This is a genomic window from Novosphingobium rhizosphaerae, assembly GCF_050920675.1.
Taxonomy (GTDB): domain Bacteria; phylum Pseudomonadota; class Alphaproteobacteria; order Sphingomonadales; family Sphingomonadaceae; genus Novosphingobium; species Novosphingobium rhizosphaerae.
In genome coordinates this window covers 1,384,185-1,409,584 of the sequence record NZ_CP137861.1, presented here as the reverse complement: position 1 = coordinate 1,409,584, position 25,400 = coordinate 1,384,185, and the positions used below count along the sequence as shown (strand labels likewise).

The window sequence follows — 25,400 nt, the reverse complement described above, 5'->3', positions numbered from 1 at the left end:
AGCCGCCGATGAGCGGTCCAGGTCACGCCCCATCCCCGCTCTGCTCGGTTGTCTGTCAGATCCGGACGCATCGCGTGAGATCAAGAGACACGCAGAATTTCCGGCTCCGTTCCGCTGACTGCAGATTTCAGATTGCTGAGAAAGAGCAGCATCGATTCGGCAGGGTCGTCGGCTGGTTGATGAAGTACGCTGATACCCCAATTTTCAAGCACCGCGTCCTGGACCGGATCTGCCTTGGCGGTGAATACAAACGAGGCCGGACGATCCCGTTCACGACCTGAATCTCGCCACGTTTGCCACAAACGGAACAACGTCAGGCGAATGTTGAGGTCCGACATACTGTAGCCGACGAACAATAATGTTCGCCCGAAAGCGTCAGATTTGAATTTTATATCCAACGGTGATTCAAAGGCCAGCCGCTTGAAATAATCCGTTTCAGCAATCACAAGTGACTCGTCATCATCGAAGTCACCATGGAACTTTACAATTTGCGGCAACCCGGCGTCGGCATTTACAATGTCGCTTGTATTAGCCACTTTGACGAATGGCTTCTGGTGCAGCTGGTACGCCAGCTCCAGATTGTTGTCGTAATTTGTCGTGTAGATGATCGGAAAGTCGAGTTCGACGATCAAGTCGTGAATACGTGATTGTCGTACGCGGTCTGCCGATACGCTCCAGGTGCGGTCCATCCAGCTTCTGAGTGGGCCAATGCTACCATGCTGCAGGCGATAATATTCGGCCAGCGTCTGGTAGGTCCAATTGCCGACCAGGTCCGGAATGCCCAGATCACGCTTCATATGATCGACCAGTTCGGCCCAGGACGGCAGTCCGATACTCATCGAAACCCCGGCGCCTGCGAAAAGGATAGCGCGCTTGGTGCGGACCGCTTCAGCCAGCTTCGCAAGTGAGCTCATCGTTTGGCATCATTCTCTCGTGGGCGTTTTTGCATAGTCGAACCCGCCCGCTTCGCCGATGGCTTTGTATCGCCTGTCCCATACGCTCCCTCTATAGCATCCATTGTGGCTTCCCAAAGCGCCGTAAGGCGGTCGAACGATTGCGTGTCGCGAGTAACGTTTGCAGCATAAAGGATATTGTTCAGCAGCAGCAGCGCGACATCTTCCTGCGGCGTGTCCGCACGCAGTTCGCCCGAGTTTATCGCCAGCCCAATCCCGATCCTGACCGATATGTCATTTTCAGAGCTGAACTCCCGCATCGTCTCCCTCATCTGGGGCGACAGTGCCTCCCAATCCGATCGAAGTCGCGCCGATAAACTCCATGGATGCGACGTCAGACCATCGGGATTGAAGCGATTATATCGGGCTTTGAGAAAATCGCGAACGCGCCGCATCTTTTCGCGCAAACTTGTTTGTGGCGCTGTAAAAGTCGACCTATAGAAGTCGAGTGTTGCGGCGGCATAGTCCGCAAGAACTTCTTCTATCAGCTTATCCTTGCTTCCAAAATGATAATGGAGATTTGCACGGGTAGTCTTGACAGCCTCAGCGATTTCCCGAAATGTAACGGCATGATAGCCCCGCATGGTGACCAGATCAGACGCGACGACCTTGATCTTGTCCCTAGAATTGTGCTCCGCGGCCCCTTGTTCGATTCGCGTCGTCGTCTTGATCAATTTCGGTATCCTTTGGGCGGGCTTTGCCCTTCAGTCATAAGCTATAAGGGGCAGACTTGCCAACAACGAACGAGAGAATGAACTCACCCTGGAAGCGTGAACTACGCCAGTTTGTCGGAGGCATTGAGTTTTGGGCCACGCTGCCATATCCGTGTTTCCTGCACCAGCATAGCAATGATCCTCGGGCTTCGGTGGGCGAGATTTTGCCTTCCGCTATGCCAATCGCTGCCTGAGCGCGCCCTGATCGGCCCGTGCGCAAGAAGCCCCGCGCATGACAAGACATCGGCAGGGGTGCGCTGGGCTGAAATATCAAAGCGGTGTATATGGCGGGGACTTGCTCATGCCCAGCGCCTCTGTTCGCCTTCAGATCTGTCATTCACCGTGAACGCAAATCGAACCTGTCGTGCTGATCTGTTGCCTGGATTTGCGGTAATAGCAGATAGTGTGATCAATCAATCCAATACGTGTGATATTCCTTTAATACCAATGGCCTTCCAAAGGTCGTCAGGCTGTTTGAAACACTTACCGCCGAACCCGTCTCGACCAGGCACATGTGCGGACGCGTTCAAAGGCCACACATATGAACGCAAGCGATTAGGCTAAATCACTGTGACCGCCTCGCACGGAGGAGGCCATCCACATCTGGTATTGGTACCCGGTCGAAGATTAGCGTTCTGCACCGGCATGACCCGTCTTGCCCGACAGAACTCGCGCGGGAACACCGGCAACGGTCACCCCTGCGGCCACATCGTGGGTGACGACGCTGCCGGCACCAACAATGGCGTCGTCGCCAATCGTCACGCCGGGCAGAACCTGCGCACCCCCACCGATCCAGACATTGCGGCCGATTGTAACTGGACGGCCGGATTCCAGCTGCATGGCCCTTAATGCAGCGTCGCGCGGATGTTCGGCGGTCAGGATCTGCACTCCCGGTCCGAGCTTTGTCCCCGCACCTATGCGTACCGCGACGACATCGAGGATGACGCAACCGAAATTCAAGAACACCCCATCTTCCAGATATATATTATAGCCATAGTCGCAATGGAACGGCGCCCGCACGACAGCGCCAACCCCCGCATGGGCCATAGCCTCGACCAGCAGAGCGTGCCGATCGACCTCAGATGCCGTCGACGCAGCATTATAACGCGCCATCCACGCCGCGGCACGGGCGCTATCTGCAGCCAGTTCGGGATCGCTCGCGGTATAAAGCTCGCCGCGCAGCATCTTGTCTTTTTCGGTTATGGCGTTTGGCCCAGCTCAGATCGTGAAGGTCGTTGCCCAGAGGGGCGGTGATGGCGAAATCGGAAAAATGGGTGTGCAGGCCGTCGCGCTCAGGCGAGCAGGCCATCGGCCCGACTTGGTAGGACGACGCGACTGGGAACGGCGCAAGTCGAACAAGTGGCCAAGACTTTGCGTCTGACGACACCTGCATTCGGAGCACGCCACTGGCGACCGTTGCCCGCATCCAGAAATCTTTTGAGTTATATTCGTACGGGCTGGACGCCCAATCCGATTTTCTATCGGTCAGCACGCTGCTCAACATCGCGCGCCCGTCCGACAGTTCGATTCCTGCCTTTACCCACCGATGTTCATCAAGACGCACCATGATGCCAGCCTCATCATATAGCTTCTCATAGGTACTGCGGATACGGATCTGTGCTGTGAAAGTCGACCCGGCGGTAAACCCGAGAAAATGCCCACAGTCGCGGATGAAGCCATAGTGTGTCTCACGCCAGAAATCGCTGCCCTTGTCAGTAACTACCGACAGATCGCCTGCAGCACTAACGCTCCATTGCCTCGGTTCGTTAAGCCAATGGCCATCGCTGCGCCCCAGCGCGAGCTCGCCACCGATACCGGAAATAATGGAGTCTGGCATGCCTGCTTTTCTGAATGATGCCTGTTTGTTCGCGGGCGAACGGTACACTTGTTCTGCAAAAAGGTGAAGGATGATAAAGGGGCGATCAGGACAGAACGATCCGAGCATCGTGGGCTCACGCGGTGCAAAATCAAGTTGGGCTAGCTGAAAAAATCGGATTGTCGGGACGTTCCGTCGGATCGCGTCCAAGGAAGTTACGTGCAATCAACCCCCGCAGCCAAATCGATGCCTGATCGAAATGGACCCGCCTGTGCCAGAACTGCTTGATAGGTATCCGCGGCAAGTCCAACGGTGGCAAGACCCAGCGGAGCCCTGCCATTTGGGAATAAGCCCTGGCAACGCCCATTGGCACGGTTGTTATGATGTCCGAATTGGCCACAATCAGCGGAACGCTCATGAAATGGGGGGACTGGATCAGCACCCGCCGCGCAAGCCCCAATTCTGCCATCCGACGCTCGAAAATCTCCTGACTTCGCCCCTCATGCAATACTACCGCATGGTCTGCCTGCAGGAAACTCTCGAGTGAAATTTCATGGCCGATTGAAGGATGTTCCTGCCGAAGCAGTACGGCAAAGGGGTGCTCGAAAAGGCTCTGCTGGTATGCTGCTCCACCGACGAGATCGGGAAAATAACCCAAGGCCAGATCCACGCTGCCATCGGTCAGCCCTGCTTCCAGTTCGCGAGGAGACAATGTCACGCAGCGCAAGGTTGCGCCCGGAGCTTCCCTGCGGAACGTTTCCAGGATCGTCGGCAGGAATACCAGTTCCCCGATATCCGAAAGGCAAAAGGTAAAGCGACGCGTTGAAGTAGCTGGTTGAAATTCTGCGGCGCGGTGGCGAAGAATTTCGCCCGACACTGTCTCCACAATGCGGCGCACCGGATCACGCAGGGTCTCGGCAAAGGCCGTCGGCTGCATGGCGTTGCCTTCCCGAACGAACAACTCGTCGTCGAATGTACGCCTGAGCTTTGCCAGCGCATAGCTGACCATGGGCTGACTCATGCCCAACCGCTCAGCCGTGCGGGTGGTCTTTCGTTCAACGAACATCGCGTCAAAGACCACCAGCAAGTTTAGATCGAGATCCTGTATATTCATAATTTCGATATAGCATATTCATACTATCCAGTAAACCAATGCGGCATGCTCGTGTATGAGCAATCAACATGATAAAAAATGTAAAGCGAAGTGGACATGTCTGAAGCACACCGAACAGAACGGGCGGCAAGCGTCTCGGTCGATCCTTTCTCAATTGAAGTTCTCAGTGACCCCTACGCGTATCACCCGCAAATTCGCGATGCAGGCCCAGTGTTGTGGTTTCCTCAATACCAGGTCTTCGGCGTCGCCCGCTATGCCGAGGTAAAAGAGGTCTTGAGTGACTGGGAAACGTATTGCTCAAGCCGCGGTGTCGGTCTGGCAGATTTTTCGCGCGACACGCCCTGGCGAACACCATCGTTGCTGCTGGAACGAGACCCCCCGCTTCATACATCCACCAGAACGGTGATGAACAAGGTCGTGGCTCTTCCGCGCCTCAAGAAATTGGCGGACCATTGGCGGGTTGTCGCGCGCGACCTGATCGACGGACTGGTCGCCCAGCGTTCGTTTGACGCGGTACAGGACCTCGCAGAGCAGTTCCCGCTGCGTATTTTCCCGGACACGCTTGGCCTTTTGCAGGAAGGGCGGGAAAATCTGCTGATCTACGCAACGTCCACATTCAACGCTTTCGGGCCACGCAATGATGTTTTCCTCGAAAGCCAGATCGGCATAGAGCCAGCTCTTGCATGGATCGATGAGGCTTGCCGTTATGAGAACCTTGCGCCCGGAGGATGGGGCCGCGACGTCCACGATTTCGTGAAAGAGGCCGGTTTGCCCGCAGAATATGGCGCTCTGCTCGTGCGCTCGTTCCTGTCGGCCGGCGTGGATACCACCATCAACGGCATCGGCAATCTGCTCCATGCTTTCAGCTTGCATCCGCAGGAATGGCAGAAGTTGCGAAATGACCGCTCCCTTGTGAAGCGCGCGTTCGAGGAAGGCTTGCGCTGGCAGGGAACCGCCCAGACATTTTTCCGCACGACGACGCGGAACGTGAATCTGGCAGGCGTCAACATACCAGAAGGATCTAAGGTTATTGCATTTCTGGGCGCTGCCAATCGCGATCCGCGACATTGGGAAGAAGCCGACACGTTCAATATCTCCCGCCAGACCAGTGGCCACGTCGGCTTCGGCTTCGGCATACACCAATGCCTCGGGCAGATGATTGCGCGGCAGGAAAGCGAGGTTGTCCTTGAGGTCCTGAGCCAACGAGTTGCATCGATCACCCCTGCTGGCGAACCGCAGCGCCGCTTGAACAATACGCTGTTTGCAATGAAAAGTCTGCCGGTCACAATAGAGCCAGCGTGAAAGCATCACCAGGGTCAGAACCTATTCAATTCCCAGCGGGCGGCTCGGTCCGTTGCTTCAATGGCGGCGCGGAGAGGTGCATCCCTGGCGGAATACGCGGTGGCCTGGCGATGACGACGCGATCGATGTGTGGGGCAAGGACCTCGACCACGGCTGCAGCGTTGCCAGTCGCCTCGACGATCACGTGATCGTCATGCGTGAGCTGCATCCTGGCGAACTCCGCCAGGCGCTCGCGTAACATGGGAATGCGGCCGAGCTTCACCAACTTGCCATCGAGCAGCGCCACGCGCCTCGGCCGCTACCCGGTGAATGTCCATGCCGACAATCCGCATAGCCTCCTCCTTGGTCCAACAAGGTTCAGGGAGCTGGCGGGCGAAACGACAATTACGGATCCGCGCTCGCAGCACATCCGGGCTAGTCACAGGGGCGGCCAGATAACGACCTCGAGCTCGCAGCGCATGTCTGTGCGACGGCCTGCCCGCACTGTCCGCGCTCCCGGTGCCCCATGGCCCGGATCAGCAGAACCCAGCAGGTCGTGCTGACCTCCGGAACGAGTCACCGACATGCATCATGCCGGATAATGCCTTCATCGAGGCGTTCAACAGCAAGCGCCCGATCCAGTACGACGAACGCCGAGACAAAGACCGCTGGCGGGTCGAGGCCATGTTCTGCCGCCTCAAGGACTTCAGGCGCATCGCTACCAGCTACGACAAGCTCGCAAGAAACTTCCTATCAGCCGTAAGCTTCGCCGCCGCTGTGGCCTTCTGGCTCTAAACGAGTCTGGGCCCTAGAAAACTAGGGGCTACTTACAGCATTTGCGAATCGGCGATGCAAATCATCGGTCCCGAGCCGTGTGGACTCGAACCTGTCCAATAAAAAGTTCTAGGGTATCGATGAGGGTATCACCTCTGGACGTCCCTCCAAAAACGGCAGTTTTCTGGCAGGAATGCAAGATTTTTCGAGTCCTCTCCTGGCACCACTTTCTCTCTTGGCCGGATAGCCCGGCCCCTCTCCAAATTACCCGCAAAAAATGGAACGGCCCCGTTCCGTTTTTATCGGAACAGGGCCGCAGGCTTTGGTCAATGGGTCTGCGCGGGTTCTGCGGTGGCTTGCTCGGTCAGCAGGTCCTGGCCTTTTTCGCCCAGCATCATGCCGATCAGTGCGGCCAGCGGGCCGCCAGCAGCACCGCCCTCTCCCCCGGTGCTGATCTGGATGCGGGGCACGATGTCCACGCCAGACTTTTCCAGCGCCTCGGCCAGGCGTTCCACGATCTGGCGGGTCAGCTGGTTGTGCGCCCCGCCCGAGGCTTCCACCTGCTTGGCGATGGTTTCGGCCGTGGCCAGGCCGGTCTTGGTGATGCGCTCAGCGTCAGCGGCGGCAAGGGCGATCATCTTGGCCGCCTCGCCCTCGCCGATCAGGCGCACGCGTTCGCCTTCGGCCTTGGCCAGGGTGCGGGTCTGCTCGGCCTGTTGCGTGGCCTGGCGCAGGGCCGCCTTGCCTTCGTTTTCGCGCACGATGATCGAGAGTTCGGACTGGGTGATCGCGGTCTGCTGGTTGGCGCGGGCCTCGGCCTCGCGCAGGGCCTTTTCCCCTTCGGCGGCGATGCGCTGCTTTTCATACGTGGTTACGCGTTCCTCGGCCACCTGGCGTTCGCGCAGCTGTTGCAGCACTTTCTCGATCTGGTCGTTGCCGGCGCTGGCGCGCGGGGTGCCGATCAGCACTTCCTGCATTTCCAGGTTATAGGTGGCAAACTTGGTGCGCATTTCCGCGCCGGCCTGCTCCTGGATGTCGCTGCGTTCCTGCAGCAGTTCGATCAGCGTCTTCTTCTGGGCGATGTTCTTGAAATAGGCCGAGACCATCGGATCGAGCGTCTGTTCGACCAGTTTCTTGATATCGCCAAAGCGCTGCACCACCAGCGGCGCCTTGCGATAATCGATGTGCACCACCACCGAAAGCGGCAGGGTTGGTTCGAAGGCATCGCGCGTGATCAGCGAGACTTCGGACAGGTTTTCATCGAACTTGTGCTGGCCGATGGTATCGCTTTCCCACTTCAGGATGAAGTTGGTGGTGGGCACGATCAGGATCTTGCCGGCATAGGTATTGAACGCATATTTGCCCGGCAGCAGCGGCTCGCTCCACACCCCGCGCGATCCACGCGCGACGAGTTCGCCGTGGCGATAGTCGTCACCCGAGGTGTCAGCCGTGTCGTTGCCGGTATAGCTGATGACGACGCCGACATGGCCGACTTCGATCACCGTCTTGGCGACCATTTCCACCGTGGCGAACAGGCGGTTGATGTAATAGCTGCCTTCCACCAGCACTTGCAGCTGGCGCCCGCGCCGGCCGCCAGCGGCAATGAACTTTTCCGGGTCCTGGAACGAGTTGTGGAACGTGGCGGCATCGGATTGTTCGGTGCCCACTTCGGGCGCGATGATGTGATCGGCGTTGAGCGCGGGACCATCGTGCACGGTGACGATGCCGATCTGGTCGGACGAATCCTTGATCACCACGGCCTCAAAACCATTGCGCCCGGCAATCAGCGCCTGCATCTGATCGAACAGGTCGCCATCGTTGGCGCTGAGCATCAGGCCATAGATGCGATCGCGCGTGACGATCACGAACTGCGCGGAATTGATCGCATACGTGCCTTCGCGCAGGATCGCGCGCTGCGGGCCTTTTTGCCCGCCGCCCGAAAGAAACGCGCGCACATCGAGGAAATCGGCGGTGCGCGCATTGCTCGCCAGGGTCTGCGTCGGGCCAAGCGGCGCACCGTCGCGGGCAAAGACATAGCCGATCTGGCCCTGGGGAATGGTCACCAGCGGCTGGCTGTGGATGCGATACTGGAACGGGAAGAAGAAGTGATAGCCGCCGCGCAGCACATCGGGCTGGAACCCGGCTTCGCCGCGCAAGGCAATCAGGCCATCGGTGATCGAACCGGCGCCGCTCCACAGCTTTTCAACCACCGCAACGCGGTTGTTGCCGACATAGCGCACGCAGCGCGAGGCCACGAACAGCACGAAGACGAACGCGACGAGCACGGCACCGCTGCCGAGCATGATGGAATCTGGCATGAAGGACATCCTGTGGTGTCTGGAAAATCAGGGGCACACGGCACCCCATCGCGCGCGGCGTGCAGCGGCAAAGGCCGCATGACACCGCGCCGATTGGCGGGGAATACCGGTAAGGGGGTGCGGAGCGCGCACGCGGCGCGGCTCTCGCCAGGCGCAATCAGCCCTTAAGGACGCAAGGCGCCCGGGCTTTCAAACTTGTGCTTGGCGGAAGTTGGCCGAACGATCGTCCAGGCCGAAGGGAAGAAGTGCACACCCATGGGTGCTGTTGCCCTGATAAAAGCCGCGAAATGCGACCGGCATCTCTTCTATGCCTGTTTCAAGTTGAAATCCACAAGAATCGCAATGTCACAAAGTATCCTGCCTGTCGTGATCGGCCCGGTACTTGAGATCGATGTAGCGCGCCATGACGAGCGCCTGATCCTGCGCCTGGCCCACTTGCGCGCGCACCTGCGCGTCAAGCGCATCGGCCAAGGTGGCAAGCGCCTGTGCGGTGTGGCGCTGCAAGGCCGTATCGGGTGCGGGCGCTGCGCTGCTGGCAGCCAGCAGACGCACGATGTCGGCCGCGATCGGGCCGTTGCCGGCCTGCGCCGCCAGCGCGGCAATGCGATCGAGCTGGGCATCGGCATCCGCGCCAAAGCGGCCGCGCGCCGCTGCCATGGTGGCGTAGAGATCGGGCGCTTCGGACCGGGCCTTGGCCCTGCCCCGCCGGTCGGTCAGCGCGGCAAGGCCGCTGGCCACCACTGCCCCGCCGCCATAGGCCGCCAGGAACCAGCCGCCCAGGCCCAGCGCATGCGGCAGCCACGCCGCCCAAGTGCCCGGCGCATGGCCCAGCGCCGCATCGGCCACCAGCACCAGGCCATAACTGGGCGCCAGGAAATGCAGCGCGATGCCCGCCACCAGCCGGCCCCGGCCGATCGGCCGACCGACAAGCCGGCCACCTGGGCGGGCGGGAAGATGAGAGACGGCCATGCCGGAAAATTCCTTGTCGCGCGCACCGGGCGCTGGTCCATTGCTGCCCGATTTGCCGCGAAACTTGAAGCAATTTTGAGGGCTTGCCCTGCTGGACGGCGGCTTGGCCAGGCGATACGCTTGGGCATGGGGCAAGGGACCGCCCCTGTTCTTCCGGGGGGTTGCTTGGGCGTTTTCAACAAGGCTGCGGCACTGGCCGCGGTTTCTGCGCTGCCGCTGGCGGCGCTGCTACCGGTGGCGATTGCGCCCGCACGCGCCGCGCCCGTGGGCGAGCATGGCACGGCCCCTGCGCGCGACACGCTGGCCCGCCCGGCGATTGCCCCACCCGAACCATGGGTGCTGCCTCCCGGTGCCGCGCCCGAACCAAGCGCTGCCCAAGGTGCCGGTACGGTCGACCTGTTGATGGACGAGCAGGCCCGCCTGATCGAGGGCGGCACCAGCACCTATCGCGCCAACCGCTTTCGCATCGCCACGGCGCAAGGGCTGGACAATGCTGCCCTGCAACTGAGCTGGGACCCCAGCCTGGAAGTGCTGACCCTGCACCGCTACCGCATCCTGCGCGGCGACAGCGTGATCGACTTGCTGGGCGATGGCAGCGCGCTTTCGGTGGTGCGGCGGGAAAAGAACCTGGAAGACGCGATGCTGGACGGCAAGCTGACCGCCTCGCTCCAGCCTGACGACTTGCGCGTGGGCGACGTGATCGACATTGCCTATACCCTCACGCGGCGTGATCCGGCGATCGGCGGGCGCGCGCAACTGGTGCTGGGGCCGCCCGATGGCTTTCCCCTGGGGCACTATCGCCTGCGCGTGACCTGGCCCGCTTCGCGGGCCGTGCAGTGGCGCGCCTGGCCCGGCATGGTCCAGCCCAAGCTCACCCGCCAGGGCGACACGATGGAACTGCTGGCCGAAAAGACCGATTTCGTCACCCAGCGCGCGCCCACCGGGGCGCCGGGGCGCTTTGGCCTGGTCAATCTGGTGGAGCTGACCGAATTTGCCGATTGGCCCAGCGTTTCGCGCACCGGCCATGCCCTGTTCGACACGGCCGAGGCGCTGAAGGCCGACAGCCCGCTCAAGGCCGAGATCGCGCGGATCGCCGCTGCCACGCCCGATCCGGTGCGCCGCGCCGAACTGGCGCTGATCCTGGTGCAGGAACAAGTGCGCTATCTGTTCATCGGCATGAACGATGGCGGCTTTGTCCCCGCACCGGCCGACCTGACGTGGCAGCGCCGCTTTGGCGATTGCAAGGGCAAGACGGCGCTGCTGGTGGCGCTGCTCAAGGGCCTGGGGGTGGATGCGCGGCCGGTCTATGTCGATACCGACAGCGGCGATGCGGTGCCAGCGCGGCTGCCGGCGATGAGCCTGTTCGATCACGTGCTGGTGGAAGCGCGGATCGGCGGACGCAGCTATTGGCTGGACGGCACGCGCCAGGGCGATACCCGGCTCGATCGGCTGGAAGTGCCCGATTATCACGCCGGCCTGCCGGTGACGGCGCAGGGCAGCACGCTGCTGGCGCTGGCCCCCACGCTGCCCACCGCGCCAACCGTGGTGACCACGCTGGACCTGGATGCCAGCGCCGGGGTGGAAGTGCCTGCCCCTGCCAAGGCGGAAATGCGCGGGCGCGGCGAGACGGCGGCGCGCTGGCGCATGAAATATGCCGGCCTTGCCCCGGCCGAGCGCGAACGCCAGCTGCGCAAGCTGTGGCGCGATGTCTATGATTTCATCACCCCGCAGACCGTTTCCGCCGGCCTGGAAGAAGCCACCGGCGACTATGTGCTGACCATGACCGGCAGCGCCAAGATGGAATGGGTATCGAGCGGAACGACCCGCTGGTACGAGCTGGACCGTGCCCGCGTGGGGTGGAAACCCGACATCGAGCGCGATGGCACGCTTTTGGCCGATGCGCCGTTTGCGTTCGACTATCCCGATTGGTGGGCCAACCACGAAACCGTGCACCTGCCGCGCGGCGGCAAGGACTTTGCCTTGCAGGCCAGCGACGTGGACGAGACGGTGGGCGGGCTTTACACGTTTCACCGCAAGGTGGCGCTCAAGGGCGACACGGTGACGATGGAGAACGACACCCGCGCGCTGAAAGGCGAATTGCCCGCCGCCAATGCGCCCAAAGTGCGCGATCGCATGGCCGAGCTGGGCAACCACGGGCAGTTCATCCGCCTGCCCACGTCCTATGAAGCGACCGACGCCGATATGGCCGCCCTGGCCGACGACAAGCCGGCGCTCGCGCATGCCTGGCTGATGCGCGGCGCGGTGGCGTTCGACAAGGGCGACATGGCCGGCGCCATTCCGTCGCTCAAGGCCGCGCTGGCGGCGGACGACAAGCAGCTTTTCGCGCGCAGCCTGCTGGCCTTTATCTATGCCAGCCAAAACGACCCGCAGGCCCTGGTAGAGGCAGACAAGGTGCTGGCGGCCGACGACAAGCAGGACATGGCCTGGGCCGCCAAGGGGCTGGTGGCCTTGCGGACCGGCAAGATGGCCGACGCTTTCAGTGCGTTCGACCGCGCCATCGCACTGGATGATCGCAATCCCCGAACGCTGACCGGGCGGGGCACCGCGCATCTTGCGCTGGGCCATTATGCCCCGGCGCTGGCCGATCTGGATGCCGCGCTGGCGCTGGCGCCCGAGTTGCCCTTGCAACCGCTGCGCGCCATGGCGCTGTCGATGCAGGGCCGAAATGCCGAAGCGCTGGCCACCGCCAACAAGGCTCTGGCGACCACGCCCGACAACCGCGAGATGCGCTGGCTGCGCGCGCAATTGCTCAAGGACGAGGGGGACACCGCCGGTGCCCTGGCCGATGCCGATTGGCTGGTGGCCCATGGGGGCTCGGCGAAGGACTATTTCGGCCGCGCACAGCTGCGCCCCGCCGAAGACCGCGCCACGCGCCTGGGCGATCTGGACAAGGCCTTGCAGGTCGATCCCAACCACGTCGGCGCACTGATCATGCGCGCGCGGATCAACCGGGAAGCCGGGAATGGCGCGGCGGCCGATGCAGACCTGGCGCGAGCGGCAAAGCTGGCGCCCGATTCGCTGTCCGTGGCCTCTGCCCGGATGGACGCGCTGGCCGATCAGGGACAAATCGACAACGCCCTGCGCCTGGCCGGCATGATGCAGGCGATGCATGCCAAGGACCCCGAGGCCTATAACCTGGTATGCTGGTTCAAGGCGACGCATGGCGCCGCGCTCGACACGGCTGGCGCGGATTGCGACACGGCCGTGCGCCTGGCTCCTGCCCGGCCCGACTTTCTTGACAGCAGGGGCTTCCTGCATCTGCGCCAGGGCGATGCCAAGGCGGCGATTGCCGATTACGATGCCGCGCTGCGCGTTTCGCCCAACCTGATCGCCTCGCTTTATGGCCGGGGCCTGGCCTATGCCCGGCTGGGCGAGCGTGACCGCGCACTGGCCGATCTTTCCCGCGCGCGCAGCCTTTCGCCAGGCGTGGACAAGACCTGGGCCGGCTATGGCCTGACACCGCCGGCCGGGTTTGGGCCAAGTCCGGCCCCGTGATCGCTCAGCCGATCTGCTTCCATTCGCCCGGCGGCAGGCCATCGAGGGTCCAGTCGCCGATGGCCCAGCGCACCAGGCGCAGCGTGGGGTGGCCGACGGCGGCGGTCATCCGCCGCACCTGGCGGTTGCGGCCTTCGCGCAAGGTCACTTCGATCCAGCAATCGGGCACGCTCTTGCGAAAGCGCACCGGGGGCACGCGCGGCCACAGGTCTGGCGGATCGATGCGGCGCGCGCCGGCGGGCAGCGTCATCCCGTCCTTCAGCCGCACCCCGCGTCGCAGCGCGGTGAGCGCGGCCTCGTCCGGCTCGCCCTCCACCTGCACCAGATAGGTCTTGGCAGCCTTGAACCGGGGATCGGCAATCCGCGCCTGGAGCCGGCCATCGTCGGTCAGCAGCAACAGCCCCTCGCTATCGAGATCGAGCCGACCAGCGGGGTAGACGCCGGGCATCGCGATGTGATCGGCCAGCGTGGGGCGCGCCGGGCCTGTGGGCTCGGCCGAGAACTGACAGAGCACGCCATAGGGCTTGTTGAACGCGATCAGCGCCATGGCCGGTCAATCCGCCCAATCATCATCGTCATCGTCGCCATGATCGAGGACCAGCGTGCCCTGGCTGATCAGCGCGGTAACCAGCGCCGCCGTGCCCGGTGTCCCGGCGAGCGAGGGATCGAGCAGCACCAGCGCGCCACCGCACAGGGCCTCTGCCAGGGCAGGCTGCACGCCCGCGTGGCACTGGCCATCGGCAAAGAGCAGCGCCGCCGCGCCATCGCGGATGAACGCCAGGCGGTGGGCGGGATTGCGCCGCAACGCCCCGCCTTGCGCCAGGTGCGCGGCCACTTCGGCGGGATCGGCCGGTTCCTCGGGCCGCCAGTCGGTTTCGGGATACTTGGCCTGCGTGTTCATCTGCCCGAACCAGCGGGCAAAGGCGGCACGGTCGGCCAGCGCCTCCAGCGCCATGGCGTGCAGCCGGTCGAGCGCGGCCGAGGTGATCTCGCCGGGATGGTCCTGCAAGGGCAGATCGGGATCGGCATAGCGATCGGCGGCGGCATCGGGCATCTCTTCCAGCGCATCGGCCACGTGGGCGCCCCAGCCTTCCACCAGTTCGCCACGCGCCGGCGCGCGAAAGCCGATGGAATAGGTCATGCAATCATCGCCCAGCGCCACGCCATCGTGGGCAAAGCCGGGCGGCACATAGAGAATATCGCCCGGTTCCAGAACCCATTCCCCCGTGGCGGCAAAATCGGCGATCAGCGCCAGATCGGCATGGGGCTGGCGCGGCGTGGCGGCATTGCAGCGCGGCCCCACGCGCCATTTGCGGCGGCCCAGCCCCTGGATCAGGAACACATCATACTGGTCATAGTGCGGGCCAACCCCGGCGCCGTCGGTGGCATAGCTGATCATCACATCGTCGATCCGCCAATCGGGCACGAAGCGGAACGGTTCGATCAGCGCCGCGACATCGGGCACATGCTGGTCCACCGCCTGGACCAGCAGCGTCCAGGGATCGGCGCCCAGGCTGGCAAAGCGGTCTTCGGCCAGCGGCCCGTGTTCCAGCGTCAGCCCGGCCCGCCCGCGCACGATCAGGCGCGATTCCACCCCCGCCTCGCACGCCAGGCCGGCCAGTTCATCGGGTTCGAGCGGATTGGCCCAATCGCCCCACGGATTGCGGATCAGCAGCGGCTGTTTCTGCCAGGCCGTGGCCAGGAACCGGGCGATGTCGAAGTGGGCAAGATGCATGGACGCGCTCATGCGCCGGGCCAGTGGTCTTTGTCAAAAGACCATGGGGTTGCCTTGAATTTGCCGCGCCCTCGTTCCATGCAGGGCGCCAGGAGAAGATATGCCCAAACGCGCCAAGAAAGACGACAAGCCCGACGCCGAAACCGAAGTGGCCGATGGGCTGATCGACGGTTTCACCACGCTTTCGGGCGCGCCCAGCAACGATCCGCGTGCGCTGGAAAAGGCGCTGGGCCTGCGCGTGCGCCAGTTGCGGCGGCAGCAGGACCTGTCGGTGGCTGATCTGGCCGCGGCCGCCGGGCTTTCCACCGGCATGCTCTCCAAGATCGAGAACGGCCAGATTTCCGCCTCGCTCACCTCGATCCAGTCGCTGGCCCAGGCGCTGAGCGTGCCGATCTCGTCGCTGTTCGCGCTGGCCGAAGAGCGTCACGACGTGTCGTTCGTGGCGGCGAGCCAGGGCGTGAAGATCGAGCGGCGGGGGACCAAATCGGGCCACGTCTATCAATTGCTGGGCCATCTGCGCGCGGGCGACGTGGCGGTGGAACCCTATCTGATCACCCTGTCGGACGGGGCCAGCCCCTATACCAGCTTTTCCCACGCCGGGACCGAGTTGATCCACATGCTGGAAGGCAACCTGGTCTATCGCCACGGCGACCGGCGGTTCGAGCTTTCCCCCGGCGACACCCTGCTGTTCGACAGCCAGGCCCAGCACGGGCCCGAGACGATGGGGCCGGGCACGCTGCGCTACCTGTCGATCATCGTCTATCCGCGCGGGAATGGCGCCGCCTGATGCGCCTGTCATGAAAACGTCTTGATGGGGTTATAGCGCCCCGGCACGGAAGGAACGCCCCCCGTGCCAGCCCGATCTGTATCCCATCCCAGCGCTGCGGCCAGAGCCGCGCTGACCCCGCCGACAGTTGTCGCCTGGGTGGCGCGGCACGTGGTGCCGGCAGAGCCACGGGTGCGGGCAGCATTGCTGCGCGCCGGCGTCAGCCCGGCCGACGCGGACGATCTTGTCCAGGAAGCCTATTGCCGCTTTGCCGCAATGGCCGACGTGACCCACATTGCCGAGCCTGGCGCCTATTTCATGACCATGGTCAAGAACCTGCGGCGTGATGCCTTGCGCCGCGCGGCGGTGGTAAAATTCGAAGACATTACGGAAAATGCCGCGCTGTTCGTCACCGAAGAAGCACTGGGGCTGGAAGCCGTGGTGGCGGCGCGGATGCAATTGCGGCTGGTCGAGCGACTGCTGGCCACCCTGCCCGAGCGCTGTGCCACGATTTTCCGGTTGAAGCGGATCGAAGGTCTGCCGCAAAAGACCATCGCCGCACGCCTGGGCGTCAGCGAAAGCATCGTGGAAAACGATGTGCAAAAGGGACTGAAGGCCATTCAACGGGCCATCGGCAACCGCGAAGGCACTGGGCCTGAAGGCAAGGAATGGACGGGAATTGATCAAGGGCGGGCCAGAACAACCGGTTGAAGACGGCACCGCCCATTGGGCGGCCCACTGGGCTGCCCGCATCGATGCAGAGCCCGACAGCGCACACGACCCTGACCTGGCCGCCTGGCTGGACGCCGATCCGCGCCACGCCGGCGCCTTGCTGCGCGCGCGGGCCGTGCTGGCGATGTTTGCCCCCGATGTGCAAGCCGCGCCGGCCGAGCCGGTGCCGCTGGAAAGCCTGCCACCCCCGCGCCGCCACCCCCGCATTGCCATGTTGGCCGGGCTGGGTGCGGTGGCAGCCGCGCTGGCGCTGGCGCTGCTGCCGCGCGGGGGCATGGCCGTGGCCACCGGCACGGGCGAAGTACGGCGGCTGGGCCTGGCCGATGGATCGTCTCTGGCCATCGACGCGCGATCACGGCTGACGGTCGACGTGGTGCGTGGCGGCCGGCGGCAGGTGGCCATGGCGGGCGGCCGCGCGCTGTTTCGCGTGACGCACGATGCCGCCCATCCGTTTCAGGTGGTGGCCGGCGGCGTGACCATCACCGACGTGGGCACCGTGTTCGAAGTGACGCAGGACGAAGATGCCGGGACGGTGGACGTGATCGTCAGCGAAGGCGCGGTGCGCGTGGCAACGCCGCTGGGCACGCGCCTGTTGGTGGCCGGGCAGCGCGGCCGCTTTGCGGCCAACGCGCCGCCCCCGCCGGCCCGGGCCGTGGACGCCACCACCCTTGCCCGCACCGCCGGCTGGACGGAAGGCCGGCTGGACCTGAACGGGGAAGCCCTGCGCGAAGCGGTGGCGGAGATGAACCGGCACAACCAGTTGCAGATTGCGCTGGGCACGCCCGCCTTGGGGGCAGAACCGCTCTATGGCGCGTTTCGCCTCAACGATCCCGTGGCCTTTGCCCAGGCGGTGGCCGCAAGCGTGGGTGGCCGGGCGCGGCTGACGACCGATGGCCTGGTGATCGAGCGCTGAACCACATTTTTTGCGAGCGCCCTTAAGGAAACCGACCCGGCCCTTCGTCACGCCAGTGTCCCTGCCCTGAGCGGGATCGTATGAGGGGTTTTCCACGATGTCTGCGCCGTTTCGCTCCGTTTCGACGCTCGCCCTGGCCGTGGCCGGGCTTTCCGCCATTTCCGCCGCAGCCCAAGGCATGCCGCTGCCGGCGGCCACCATGCCGGCCGTGACCGTGCATGTTCCCGCCCAGGGCGTGGCCGACGCCGTGCACCTGTTTGCCGCCCAGGCCCATGTCCAGATCGTGGTGGCCGGGACGGTCGCCCAGGGGCACCGCAGCGTGGCCGTGGACGGCACGATGGACGTGCCCACTGCCCTTGCCCGCATGCTGGGCCGCACCGGCCTGGTCGCCCGGCGCACTGGCGAAGGGGTGTTCGTGATCGTCGCCGAAAAAGGGGCCCTTATCCCCGCGGCCGCCGATGCCGCGATCGCGCCGGGCGCAGCCGAAGGTGAGCCCGAAGGCTCCATCATCGTGACCGGCGTGCGCGCCGCCCAGGAAGAAGCGGCCGCCGAAAAGCAGGGCGCGCTCAACACCACCGAAACGCTGCGCGCCAACGACGTGGGCAAGCTGCCCGACCAGAACGTGGCCGAAGCGATCAAGCGCCTGCCCGGCCTGTCTGTTGCCAACGACCAGGGCGAAGGCCGCTATGCGATCGTGCGCGGCATCGATCCGGGCCTGCTCAACGTGACGCTCAACGGCCAGACCCTGCCCGCGCCCGAACCCGATGGCCGCCAGGTGAAGCTGGACGACCTGCCCTCGGCGATGATCCAGGCGGTGACTGTCACCAAGTCGGTGCTACCCAACCAGGATGCCAATGCCATTGCCGGCGAAGTGGCCATCCGCACGCGCACCGCGTTCGACAGCAAGGCCCCTTTCACGTTCGACGCGCGCGGCGCGCTGGGCCGCTATAGCCTCAATCACAAGACCGCCTGGGAAGCCGACGGCACCGTGGGCGGCCGCTTTGGCGCCGACGAGCAGTTCGGCGCGGTGGTCTCGGTCAACTATTCCCGCCGCAATATCGAGAGCGAGAACTACCAGGGGTCGAGCGCCTGGTCGGGTGGCCTGCCCGATGGCAATGGCCTGCGTGACTACAACCTGACGCGCACGCGCCTGGGCGTGGTCGGCAATTTCGACTGGCACCCTTCGCCCACGGCCAAGATCTATCTGCGCACCAGCTATAGCGAATACAAGGACAACGAAACCCGCGACCAGAACCGGCTGGCGATCACCAATTCCACCACGATGGCCGCCACGGCCACGGTGCTGGTGCGCCGCCGGATCGAGAACGACAACACGCGCTCGGCCACGCTGGGTGGCGAATTTTCCGAAGTGGCGGGCGGCACCCTGTCGCTTTCGGGCGGGTGGACGCGCGCGGTGAAGAACGACCCGCTGCGCAGCGAATTCACCTATTCCACGGCCAAGGGCGGCGTGACCACGGCCTACAACGGCAGCACCTATCCCTATACGCTGGCTGCCACCACCGACGTGTTCAACACGCCTTCGGCCTTTACCTTCAGCAAGGTGAATTTCGAAACGCGCCACGCCGCCGAGGAAATCTGGCAGGGGCGGATCGACTATACCCACCCGGTGGGCGAAAGCATGACGCTGGCCGTGGGCGCCAAGCTGCTCTCGCGCGACAAGACCGACGACCACGACCGGCAGGATTACAAGACCACCGGCAAGATCGGCAAGACCGGCGGCGCGCTCAGCGACGTGGACTATACCGGCGACACCAGCTTCATGGGCGGGCAGTTTCCGTTCGGCACGCGGATCGACTACAGCGCGGCCAAGGCCTGGTTCGATGCCAACCCCACGCAATATGCGCTGGATAGCAGCGGCACGATTTCCGACAGTCTTTCCAGCGACTATCGCGTGAAGGAAGATATCGTGGCCGGCTATGCCATGGCCACGATCAAGACCGGGGCACTCACCCTGGTACCGGGCGTGCGCATGGAGCACACGGTGGACAAGGCCTATGCCAAGATCGTCGATGCCACCTCCACGCTGGCCGATGGCTACAACAGCTATGGCCGCAACAGCTATACCGACTTCTTCCCCGGCCTGACCGCGCGCATCGATGCGGCGCGTGGCCTGGTCATCCGCGGCGCGGTGACCACCTCGATCGGGCGGCCCAACTATCCCGATCTCGCGCCCTATGTGATTGCCGATACCAGCGGCACCGTGCCGGCCGTCTCGATCGGCAATGCCGATCTCCAGCCTTATCGCGCGATTAACTATGACGCCGGGGTGGAATTCTATCCGGCGCCCGGCGCGATCCTTTCGGCGGGCTATTTCCACAAGGATATCCACAACCCGATCTACAGCTATGGCCAGACCGAAACCAACGTGACGCTGGGCGGCACGCTCTATGCCAGCGCGCTGGTCACCCAGCCGATCAACGTGGACCGCGAACAGCTTTCGGGCGTGGAATTCAACGTGCAGTACCAGTTCACCCAGTTGCCCGGCTTGCTCGGCGGCTTCGGCATCTCGGCCAACTATACCCACGTGTGGGGCGACGCGCATGGCGGGCAGGTGCGCAGCGGGGCCATTCCGCTGGCCTACCAGTCCAAGAACGTGGGCAACGTCCAGGTGTTCTATGAAAAGTACGGCCTGTCGGCGCGCGTGGCGTTCAACTACCGCTCGTCGTACCTCGATACCCTGGGCGACAGCGCGGCAACCGACCAGTATACCGATGGCAATGGCCAGCTCGACGTGCATGTGGCCTATCAGATCAAGCCGGAGGTGACGGTGTTCGGCGATGCCACCAACCTGACCGATGCGCCCTGGCGCCGTTATCAGGGCGTGAAGAGCCAGTTGATCGAACGCGAGCACTATGGATCGATGGTGCGCGGCGGCGTGCAGGTGCACTTCTGATGCGCGCACGCTGGATCTCAGGGCTTGCCCTGCTCGCGCTGCCGGGTGCAGCTGGCGCGCGCGCGCCGGCGCCCACGCCCGCGCCCACGGTGGAGCAAGTGGTGGTGGTCATGCGCCATGGCGTGCGCCCGCCGACCAAGGACCCGGCCATGCCCGCCGGCTTTGCCAGCCAGGCCTGGCCGGCCTGGCCCGTGGCGCCCGGCTGGCTCACGCCCCACGGTGCCCGCGCCGTGGGGCTGCTGGGCACCGCCGATGCGCGCTTGTTCAAGGCCCAGGGCTTGTTGCCCGCACGCGGCTGCCCCGCACCGGGGCGCCTGGTGGTGGTGGCCGATAGCGACCAGCGCACGATTGCCACGGCGCAGGCCTGGACGCGCACCCTGGCACCGGGCTGCGCCATAAAGGCCGACCATCTGGCGCAGGACGTGGAAGACCCGCGCTTCAACGCGATTGCCCATGGCCTTGCCCCGTTCGATCCGGCGGCAGTGGATGCCGGCGTGGCCCAGGCCGTGGGTCCTGGCGGCCTGGCCGCGCGCGACGCGCAGATGCAGCCGCTGACCGCGCGCCTCAATGCCATTCTGTGCGGCGCGGCCAAGACCGGCTGCGGCGTGGACCACAAGCCCACCAGCATCGCGCCGGCCACGCCGGGGCAAAAACCCAAGCTGGCTGGCACGCTCGATCGCGCGTCTACTGCTGCGCAGATCCTGTTGCTGGAATATGCCGAGGGCAAGCCGATGCACGATGTGGGCTGGGGCCGGGCCAGCGCGGCTGACGTGACGGCGCTATCGCAATTCCATGCGCTGGAATTCGCGCTGCTGGCGCGCCCGCGTGCGGTGGCAGCGCCCGGTTTTGCCGGGCTGGCGCCGATCGTGCGGCAAGGCCTTACCGGACCGGCCCGGATCACCATGATCGCCGGCCACGATACCAACGTGGCCAACCTGGCCGGGTTGATCCACGCGCACTGGCAGGTGCCGGGCTTTGCCGCCGATGATCCGGCGCCGGGCGGTGCCTTCATTATCGAACGGCTGCGCGGCACCGGCGGCCGGCCCCTGGTGCGCGTGCGCTATCGCGCGCAGACGCTCGACGCGATCCGCACCCTGGCGCCGCGCGCGCCGGTGAGCGTGCCCGTGCCGCTGCCCGCCTGCGCGCTGCCAGGCCAGCCCATGGTTTGCCCGCTGGACAAGTTCCTGGCGCTGCTGGGCTGAACAAAAAGTCCCCCGCCTGGCATGCCGGGCGGGGGACAGTCGTGCGTACCTGGTAGAATTGGCTTTAGAAGTTGACCGTAGCGGTCAGCACCACGCGCGAGGACGAGATCGAGGCGCCGTCCTGCGTCTGGAACTTGGTGAAGTTGGGCCGCAGATAGGCCGCATCGGCATCGCTGATGTCGGTATCGACATAGGCGACGCCCAGCACGACCTTGCCCAGCGCCAGGTCTGCACCCACCAGCCAGTCGAAATAGGAACCGGTCGGCGCCACGCTGGTGCCATTGGGGCCAAGGCCGGGATTGCCCTTGGAATAGCCCAGGTGCCCCTTGAGCGTGACCGGCGTGGACGGGATAGCGCCGCTGACATCGCCCCAGACATAGAGGTTGTCGTTCTTGGCGCCGGGGTGATCGGGCGTGCCTTCGACATAGCTGGCACCCGAATCATACCACTGGCCCAGCGCCTGCTGCTTGGGCGCATAGGCCACGCCGGCCAGGGCCGAGACCGGGCCAACGGTGCCCGACAGCTTGACGAAGGGTTCGGCAAAGTCGGTCTTGTTGGCGCCGCCCGGATACATGTACCAGGTCAGGCCCACGTCCAGCGTGGCCGCGCCAAAGGTCTTCTTGAACCCGCCGATGGCATCGAGTTCCAGGTTGGGACCACCGAACGTGCCCCAGCCGGCCAGGTTCGAACCCCAGGTGCCGACATAAAAGCCGCTTTCATGGGCGATCGTCACACCGGCCTGAAGCGCAAAGCCATTGTTCGACTGCGATACGCCGCGCAGGCGATAGTCGGTCACCACGGCAGCACTGCCGGAAATGGTGATGGCCGAAGGCGGCGCGGTGTCTTCCGCCTTGGCGGCGCTCGCCACGGCCATGGAAGCACCGGCCAGCGTGGCGGCCAGGGCAAGTCGGCCGGCCCGGCGGCGTGCAGAGCGTTGAATCATCGGAATCGTCCTTCCCTCACGGTCATCGAAAACGGTTCCGCCTGCGTATCGGCGCCTGCCCGTCTCGGATGATGGCAAGGGAAACCCCGGTCATCTCCGGCAGCAGGTTGCGCCGATGAGACCGGGGTTAGGCTGCGATGCTGTCTGCTCCTTGTCCCGATTGAGACGAAGTATTGCTGTGTTTCTGCTGTGGCTTTGGCGCCACAGTCTTGGCGTGCGGCACCGGCCGCAAACCCAAAAAGTCCGATCACTCGGGCAGGGGAATGAACTCGTGCTCTTCGGGCACGTGATCGAAGCGGTCTTCCTTCCAGTCCAGCTTGGCCTGCTCCAGCCGATCCGGGCGGGAGGAGACGAAGTTCCAGAAGATGTGGCGCTTTTCGGGAAACGGCTCACCGCCCATCAGCATCACGCGCGCGCCGCCCGTGCTTTCGATCACCACTTCCGCGCCGGGCTTGAGCACGATCAGTTCGTTGGTGGCGAACTGGCCGGTCTGGCCGCCCACGGCGATTTCGCCGCTCACCACATAGAGCGCGCGCTCCACATGCTCTGCCGCCACGCGATACCGGCCGCCGGGCGCGATCACCAGTTCTGCATAGACCAGGTCCGACAGCGTCTTGACCGGCGAGGCCAGGCCATCGACTTTGCCGGCAATCAGCGTCAGCCGCGTGCCATCGTATTGGCCAGTGGGGATTTCATCGGCCTTGTGATGGGCAAAGGCAGGATCTGTTTCCTCAGCGTGCGCGGGCAGCGCGACCCAGGCCTGGAGGCCGAACAGCGGGCCGCCACGGCTGCGCATCTCCGGGCCGGTGCGTTCGGAATGGGTGATGCCGCGCCCGGCGGTCATCCAGTTGACCTCGCCGGGGCGAATCGCCTGGACCGAGCCGAGCGAATCGCGGTGGAGAATTTCGCCTTCCACCAGATAGGTCACCGTTGCGAGGCCGATGTGCGGATGCGGGCGCACGTCCAGCCCTTCCCCGCCGGCAAAGGCAGCCGGGCCCATCTGGTCGAAGAAAATGAACGGCCCCACCATGCGGCGGTGGGCCGAAGGCAGCGCGCGGCGCACCTTGAAGCCTTCGCCCAGATCGCGAACCGGGGGCAAAAGGGCAAATTCGATGCCCGGCACATCGGGGGTGCGGATGGTCATGGGAGAGTTCCTCGTTTGCGCCCTTGCCGGGCCGTGACCCCGATTTAGGCGTTCAAAGCATTCAAGGAAATCCTGATATGACGCTTCAAATTGTTCAGGTTTGTTGGACAGATCGGGTAAGAGGCCGCCCGCGCTCGGCCATCCGCCCCAGCACGAGGCCCAGGGCCAGCACTCCGGCACCGGCAAGGGCGCCGGGCCCCAGTTGGGTGAGCGAAGACCACAGCATCGCGGCCGACAGGGCCATGAATGCCACGGGGAACAGCGGGAACAGCGGGGTGCGCACCGGCCAATCATGGCCGGGCATGGTGCGGCGCAGGCGGATCAGCGCGGCCATGCCCAGGATCACGAACAGCCAGTAGACCGGCGTCATATAGTCCACCATGGCACCAAAGCCGCTTTGCGACAGGCCGGATATGGCGGTGAGCAGCAGGGAAAAGCCACCAACCGCCAAGGTGGCGCGCGCCGGCGTGCCGCGAAGATCATGCCAGTTGCCAAGTGCCTTCAACGCCGGCAGATCGCGCGCCGCCGAGGCGGTGACCCGCGAACAGACGATGAGCGTGGAATTGATGCTGCTGATCGCCGAGATCGCCACGATCCCCACGGTCAGCCAGGCGCCTGCCGGGCCAAACGCCGTGCGCGCAAGATCGGCGCCGGGGGCCGTGCTGGCTGCCAGCCCCGCCAGGCCAAGGCCACGCAGCAGCGCCCAGTTCATCATGCAATAGATCGCCATGAGCAGCGCCAGCGCGCCGATCACCACCGCCAGCATCGCCCGCTTGCCGCCGCGCACTTCGCCCGAAAGCGTGGCCATGTCGCTCCACCCGCCATAGGCCAGGAACACATAGATCAGCGCCACGCCCACGCTGCCGCCGCCATGGGCCAGCGGGGCAGAGGCGGGCGCGGGCACCAGCAGCCCCGCCGCCGTAACGCAGGCGAAGCCGACGGCGACCGTCGCCACCAACAGGGCCTGCGTCAGGAATCCCAGCCGCACGTGAACGAGGTTGAGCCCGGTCATCGCCGCGACGATGGCCAGCGCCAGCACGGTCCGCCCGCCATGGCCCAGTGGCCAGAGCGCGGCGGCATAATCGGCCAGCAAGTGCGCCATCAACGCGATCCACCCGGTGTGCATGATGGCAAAGCGCGACCAGGCATAGAGCGCGGCCAGCCGCCCGCCCCAGGCCCGGCGCAGGAAGCTGTATTCCCCGCCCGAATCCGGAAAGGCGGCGGCCATTTCGACATAGCACAGCGCGCCCACCATGGTGACCAGCGCGCCCGCGATCCACAGCAGCAGGACATGGCCGCCCGGCGCATTGGCCGCCACCGTGGGCGCGGTCTTGAGGCTGTCGGTGGACATCACCATGCCCAGGGCCACGAGCATGGCCTGCGGCACGCCCAGGTGCGCGCGGGGGCCAGAGCGAGTTGGGCGAGTGGGGGAGGACGTGGTCAAGCAGGCACTTTCAAGGCTGGGGGCCATGATCGGGAATGTCCCTAGTGCGCGATTGCCACAGTATGCGCAAGGATTGGCCAGTTTTGCAGAGCTCATTTGACCGAATAATACTCAAGTCCCTAGGTGGAATTTTCCGCTCTCCGTTGCATCTGG

Annotated in this window: 19 protein-coding genes and 2 pseudogenes; 8 read left to right on the top strand and 13 right to left on the bottom strand. The window is 64.4% G+C overall.

Annotated features, from left to right (window positions below; translation table 11 throughout):
• Positions 1–80: 80 nt before the first annotated feature.
• From R9J51_RS06495 to R9J51_RS06475, 5 genes are all read right to left on the bottom strand, one after another.
• Positions 81–914, bottom strand: coding sequence for an SIR2 family protein (locus R9J51_RS06495; RefSeq protein ID WP_179506166.1), 834 nt, complete (start codon positions 912–914; stop codon positions 81–83).
• Entirely contained in the window at positions 911–1,627 is a 717-nt protein-coding gene (locus R9J51_RS06490; protein ID WP_179506165.1) for a TetR/AcrR family transcriptional regulator, read from the bottom strand. Before R9J51_RS06490 ends, R9J51_RS06495 begins: the two co-directional genes overlap by 4 nt.
• 666 nt (positions 1,628–2,293) lie before the next feature.
• On the bottom strand, positions 2,294–2,851 hold the full coding sequence (locus tag R9J51_RS06485; RefSeq protein WP_179506164.1) for a sugar O-acetyltransferase: 558 nt from the start codon (positions 2,849–2,851) through the stop codon (positions 2,294–2,296).
• A complete protein-coding gene (locus R9J51_RS06480; RefSeq protein WP_218843546.1) occupies positions 2,799–3,611 on the bottom strand; it encodes a DUF1349 domain-containing protein in 813 nt (270 codons plus the stop codon). Before R9J51_RS06480 ends, R9J51_RS06485 begins: the two co-directional genes overlap by 53 nt.
• 22 nt (positions 3,612–3,633) lie before the next feature.
• Positions 3,634–4,563: a LysR family transcriptional regulator gene (locus R9J51_RS06475; RefSeq protein WP_432787982.1), complete on the bottom strand. Its 930-nt coding sequence runs from the start codon at positions 4,561–4,563 to the stop codon at positions 3,634–3,636.
• Positions 4,564–4,692: 129 nt separating this feature from the next.
• On the opposite strand from R9J51_RS06475, the gene R9J51_RS06470 reads away from it, so the two are divergent.
• Positions 4,693–5,898 carry a cytochrome P450 gene (locus R9J51_RS06470; RefSeq protein WP_179506162.1) on the top strand — a complete coding sequence of 402 codons (1,206 nt, stop codon included), beginning with the start codon at positions 4,693–4,695 and terminating at the stop codon, positions 5,896–5,898.
• A gap of 91 nt (positions 5,899–5,989) precedes the next feature.
• Here R9J51_RS06470 and R9J51_RS06465 read toward each other — a convergent pair.
• Positions 5,990–6,230 (bottom strand): annotated as a pseudogene (locus R9J51_RS06465) (IS110 family transposase); the annotation flags it as partial.
• A 310-nt stretch (positions 6,231–6,540) separates the two neighbouring features.
• Between R9J51_RS06465 and R9J51_RS06460 the strand changes: the two are divergent.
• Positions 6,541–6,672 (top strand): annotated as a pseudogene (locus R9J51_RS06460) (IS5/IS1182 family transposase); the annotation flags it as partial.
• Positions 6,673–6,977: 305 nt separating this feature from the next.
• Here R9J51_RS06460 and R9J51_RS06455 read toward each other — a convergent pair.
• Both R9J51_RS06455 and R9J51_RS06450 read right to left on the bottom strand, forming a co-directional pair.
• A complete protein-coding gene (locus R9J51_RS06455; protein WP_179506160.1) occupies positions 6,978–8,969 on the bottom strand; it encodes an SPFH domain-containing protein in 1,992 nt (663 codons plus the stop codon).
• 345 nt (positions 8,970–9,314) lie between these two features.
• Positions 9,315–9,938 carry a hypothetical protein gene (locus tag R9J51_RS06450; protein ID WP_179506159.1) on the bottom strand — a complete coding sequence of 208 codons (624 nt, stop codon included), beginning with the start codon at positions 9,936–9,938 and terminating at the stop codon, positions 9,315–9,317.
• A 165-nt stretch (positions 9,939–10,103) separates the two neighbouring features.
• Here R9J51_RS06450 and R9J51_RS06445 point away from each other — a divergent pair, with 165 nt between their 5' ends.
• On the top strand, positions 10,104–13,454 hold the full coding sequence (locus R9J51_RS06445; protein WP_432787902.1) for a DUF3857 domain-containing protein: 3,351 nt from the start codon (positions 10,104–10,106) through the stop codon (positions 13,452–13,454).
• Positions 13,455–13,458: 4 nt separating this feature from the next.
• On the opposite strand, the gene R9J51_RS06440 is transcribed toward R9J51_RS06445, so the two are convergent.
• Both R9J51_RS06440 and R9J51_RS06435 read right to left on the bottom strand, forming a co-directional pair.
• Positions 13,459–14,001: a pseudouridine synthase gene (locus R9J51_RS06440; protein WP_179506157.1), complete on the bottom strand. Its 543-nt coding sequence runs from the start codon at positions 13,999–14,001 to the stop codon at positions 13,459–13,461.
• 6 nt (positions 14,002–14,007) lie between these two features.
• Entirely contained in the window at positions 14,008–15,189 is a 1,182-nt protein-coding gene (locus tag R9J51_RS06435; RefSeq protein WP_179506156.1) for a cupin domain-containing protein, read from the bottom strand.
• A 100-nt stretch (positions 15,190–15,289) separates the two neighbouring features.
• On the opposite strand from R9J51_RS06435, the gene R9J51_RS06430 reads away from it, so the two are divergent.
• The 5 genes from R9J51_RS06430 to R9J51_RS06410 all read left to right on the top strand — a co-directional run bounded on the left by R9J51_RS06430 (position 15,290) and on the right by R9J51_RS06410 (position 21,716).
• Positions 15,290–15,976, top strand: a complete 687-nt coding sequence (locus R9J51_RS06430) for an XRE family transcriptional regulator (protein ID WP_179506155.1) — start codon at positions 15,290–15,292, stop codon at positions 15,974–15,976.
• A 63-nt stretch (positions 15,977–16,039) separates the two neighbouring features.
• Positions 16,040–16,666, top strand: a complete 627-nt coding sequence (locus R9J51_RS06425) for an RNA polymerase sigma factor (RefSeq protein WP_349237413.1) — start codon at positions 16,040–16,042, stop codon at positions 16,664–16,666.
• On the top strand, positions 16,635–17,600 hold the full coding sequence (locus tag R9J51_RS06420) for a FecR domain-containing protein (RefSeq protein WP_179506154.1): 966 nt from the start codon (positions 16,635–16,637) through the stop codon (positions 17,598–17,600). Before R9J51_RS06425 ends, R9J51_RS06420 begins: the two co-directional genes overlap by 32 nt.
• Before the next feature lie 97 nt (positions 17,601–17,697).
• Positions 17,698–20,514 (top strand): TonB-dependent receptor, encoded by a 2,817-nt coding sequence (locus tag R9J51_RS06415; RefSeq protein WP_248290207.1) that lies wholly within the window; start codon positions 17,698–17,700, stop codon positions 20,512–20,514.
• Positions 20,514–21,716, top strand: coding sequence for a histidine-type phosphatase (locus R9J51_RS06410; protein WP_179506153.1), 1,203 nt, complete (start codon positions 20,514–20,516; stop codon positions 21,714–21,716). Before R9J51_RS06415 ends, R9J51_RS06410 begins: the two co-directional genes overlap by 1 nt.
• Before the next feature lie 64 nt (positions 21,717–21,780).
• Here the strand turns inward: R9J51_RS06410 and R9J51_RS06405 are convergent, their stop codons facing one another.
• The 3 genes from R9J51_RS06405 to R9J51_RS06395 all read right to left on the bottom strand — a co-directional run bounded on the left by R9J51_RS06405 (position 21,781) and on the right by R9J51_RS06395 (position 25,247).
• Complete coding sequence (locus tag R9J51_RS06405) at positions 21,781–22,659, bottom strand: TorF family putative porin (RefSeq protein ID WP_168553811.1); 879 nt, start codon at positions 22,657–22,659, stop codon at positions 21,781–21,783.
• A gap of 247 nt (positions 22,660–22,906) precedes the next feature.
• Entirely contained in the window at positions 22,907–23,803 is an 897-nt protein-coding gene (locus tag R9J51_RS06400) for a pirin family protein (RefSeq protein ID WP_179506152.1), read from the bottom strand.
• A gap of 94 nt (positions 23,804–23,897) precedes the next feature.
• On the bottom strand, positions 23,898–25,247 hold the full coding sequence (locus R9J51_RS06395; protein WP_246865830.1) for an APC family permease: 1,350 nt from the start codon (positions 25,245–25,247) through the stop codon (positions 23,898–23,900).
• Positions 25,248–25,400 lie beyond the last annotated feature (153 nt).

What these genes read in the sequence shown, in the direction of transcription:
- R9J51_RS06495 (WP_179506166.1), bottom strand. Translation starts at nt 914, where the DNA reads ATGAGCTCACTTGCGAAGCTGGCTGAAGCGGTCCGCACCAAGCGCGCT.
- R9J51_RS06485 (WP_179506164.1), bottom strand. Translation starts at nt 2,851, where the DNA reads ATGCTGCGCGGCGAGCTTTATACCGCGAGCGATCCCGAACTGGCTGCA.
- R9J51_RS06480 (WP_218843546.1), bottom strand. Translation starts at nt 3,611, where the DNA reads ATGCTCGGATCGTTCTGTCCTGATCGCCCCTTTATCATCCTTCACCTT.
- R9J51_RS06470 (WP_179506162.1), top strand. Translation starts at nt 4,693, where the DNA reads ATGTCTGAAGCACACCGAACAGAACGGGCGGCAAGCGTCTCGGTCGAT.
- R9J51_RS06455 (WP_179506160.1), bottom strand. Translation starts at nt 8,969, where the DNA reads ATGCCAGATTCCATCATGCTCGGCAGCGGTGCCGTGCTCGTCGCGTTC.
- R9J51_RS06450 (WP_179506159.1), bottom strand. Translation starts at nt 9,938, where the DNA reads ATGGCCGTCTCTCATCTTCCCGCCCGCCCAGGTGGCCGGCTTGTCGGT.
- R9J51_RS06440 (WP_179506157.1), bottom strand. Translation starts at nt 14,001, where the DNA reads ATGGCGCTGATCGCGTTCAACAAGCCCTATGGCGTGCTCTGTCAGTTC.
- R9J51_RS06435 (WP_179506156.1), bottom strand. Translation starts at nt 15,189, where the DNA reads ATGCATCTTGCCCACTTCGACATCGCCCGGTTCCTGGCCACGGCCTGG.
- R9J51_RS06430 (WP_179506155.1), top strand. Translation starts at nt 15,290, where the DNA reads ATGCCCAAACGCGCCAAGAAAGACGACAAGCCCGACGCCGAAACCGAA.
- R9J51_RS06415 (WP_248290207.1), top strand. Translation starts at nt 17,698, where the DNA reads ATGTCTGCGCCGTTTCGCTCCGTTTCGACGCTCGCCCTGGCCGTGGCC.
- R9J51_RS06410 (WP_179506153.1), top strand. Translation starts at nt 20,514, where the DNA reads ATGCGCGCACGCTGGATCTCAGGGCTTGCCCTGCTCGCGCTGCCGGGT.
- R9J51_RS06405 (WP_168553811.1), bottom strand. Translation starts at nt 22,659, where the DNA reads ATGATTCAACGCTCTGCACGCCGCCGGGCCGGCCGACTTGCCCTGGCC.
- R9J51_RS06400 (WP_179506152.1), bottom strand. Translation starts at nt 23,803, where the DNA reads ATGACCATCCGCACCCCCGATGTGCCGGGCATCGAATTTGCCCTTTTG.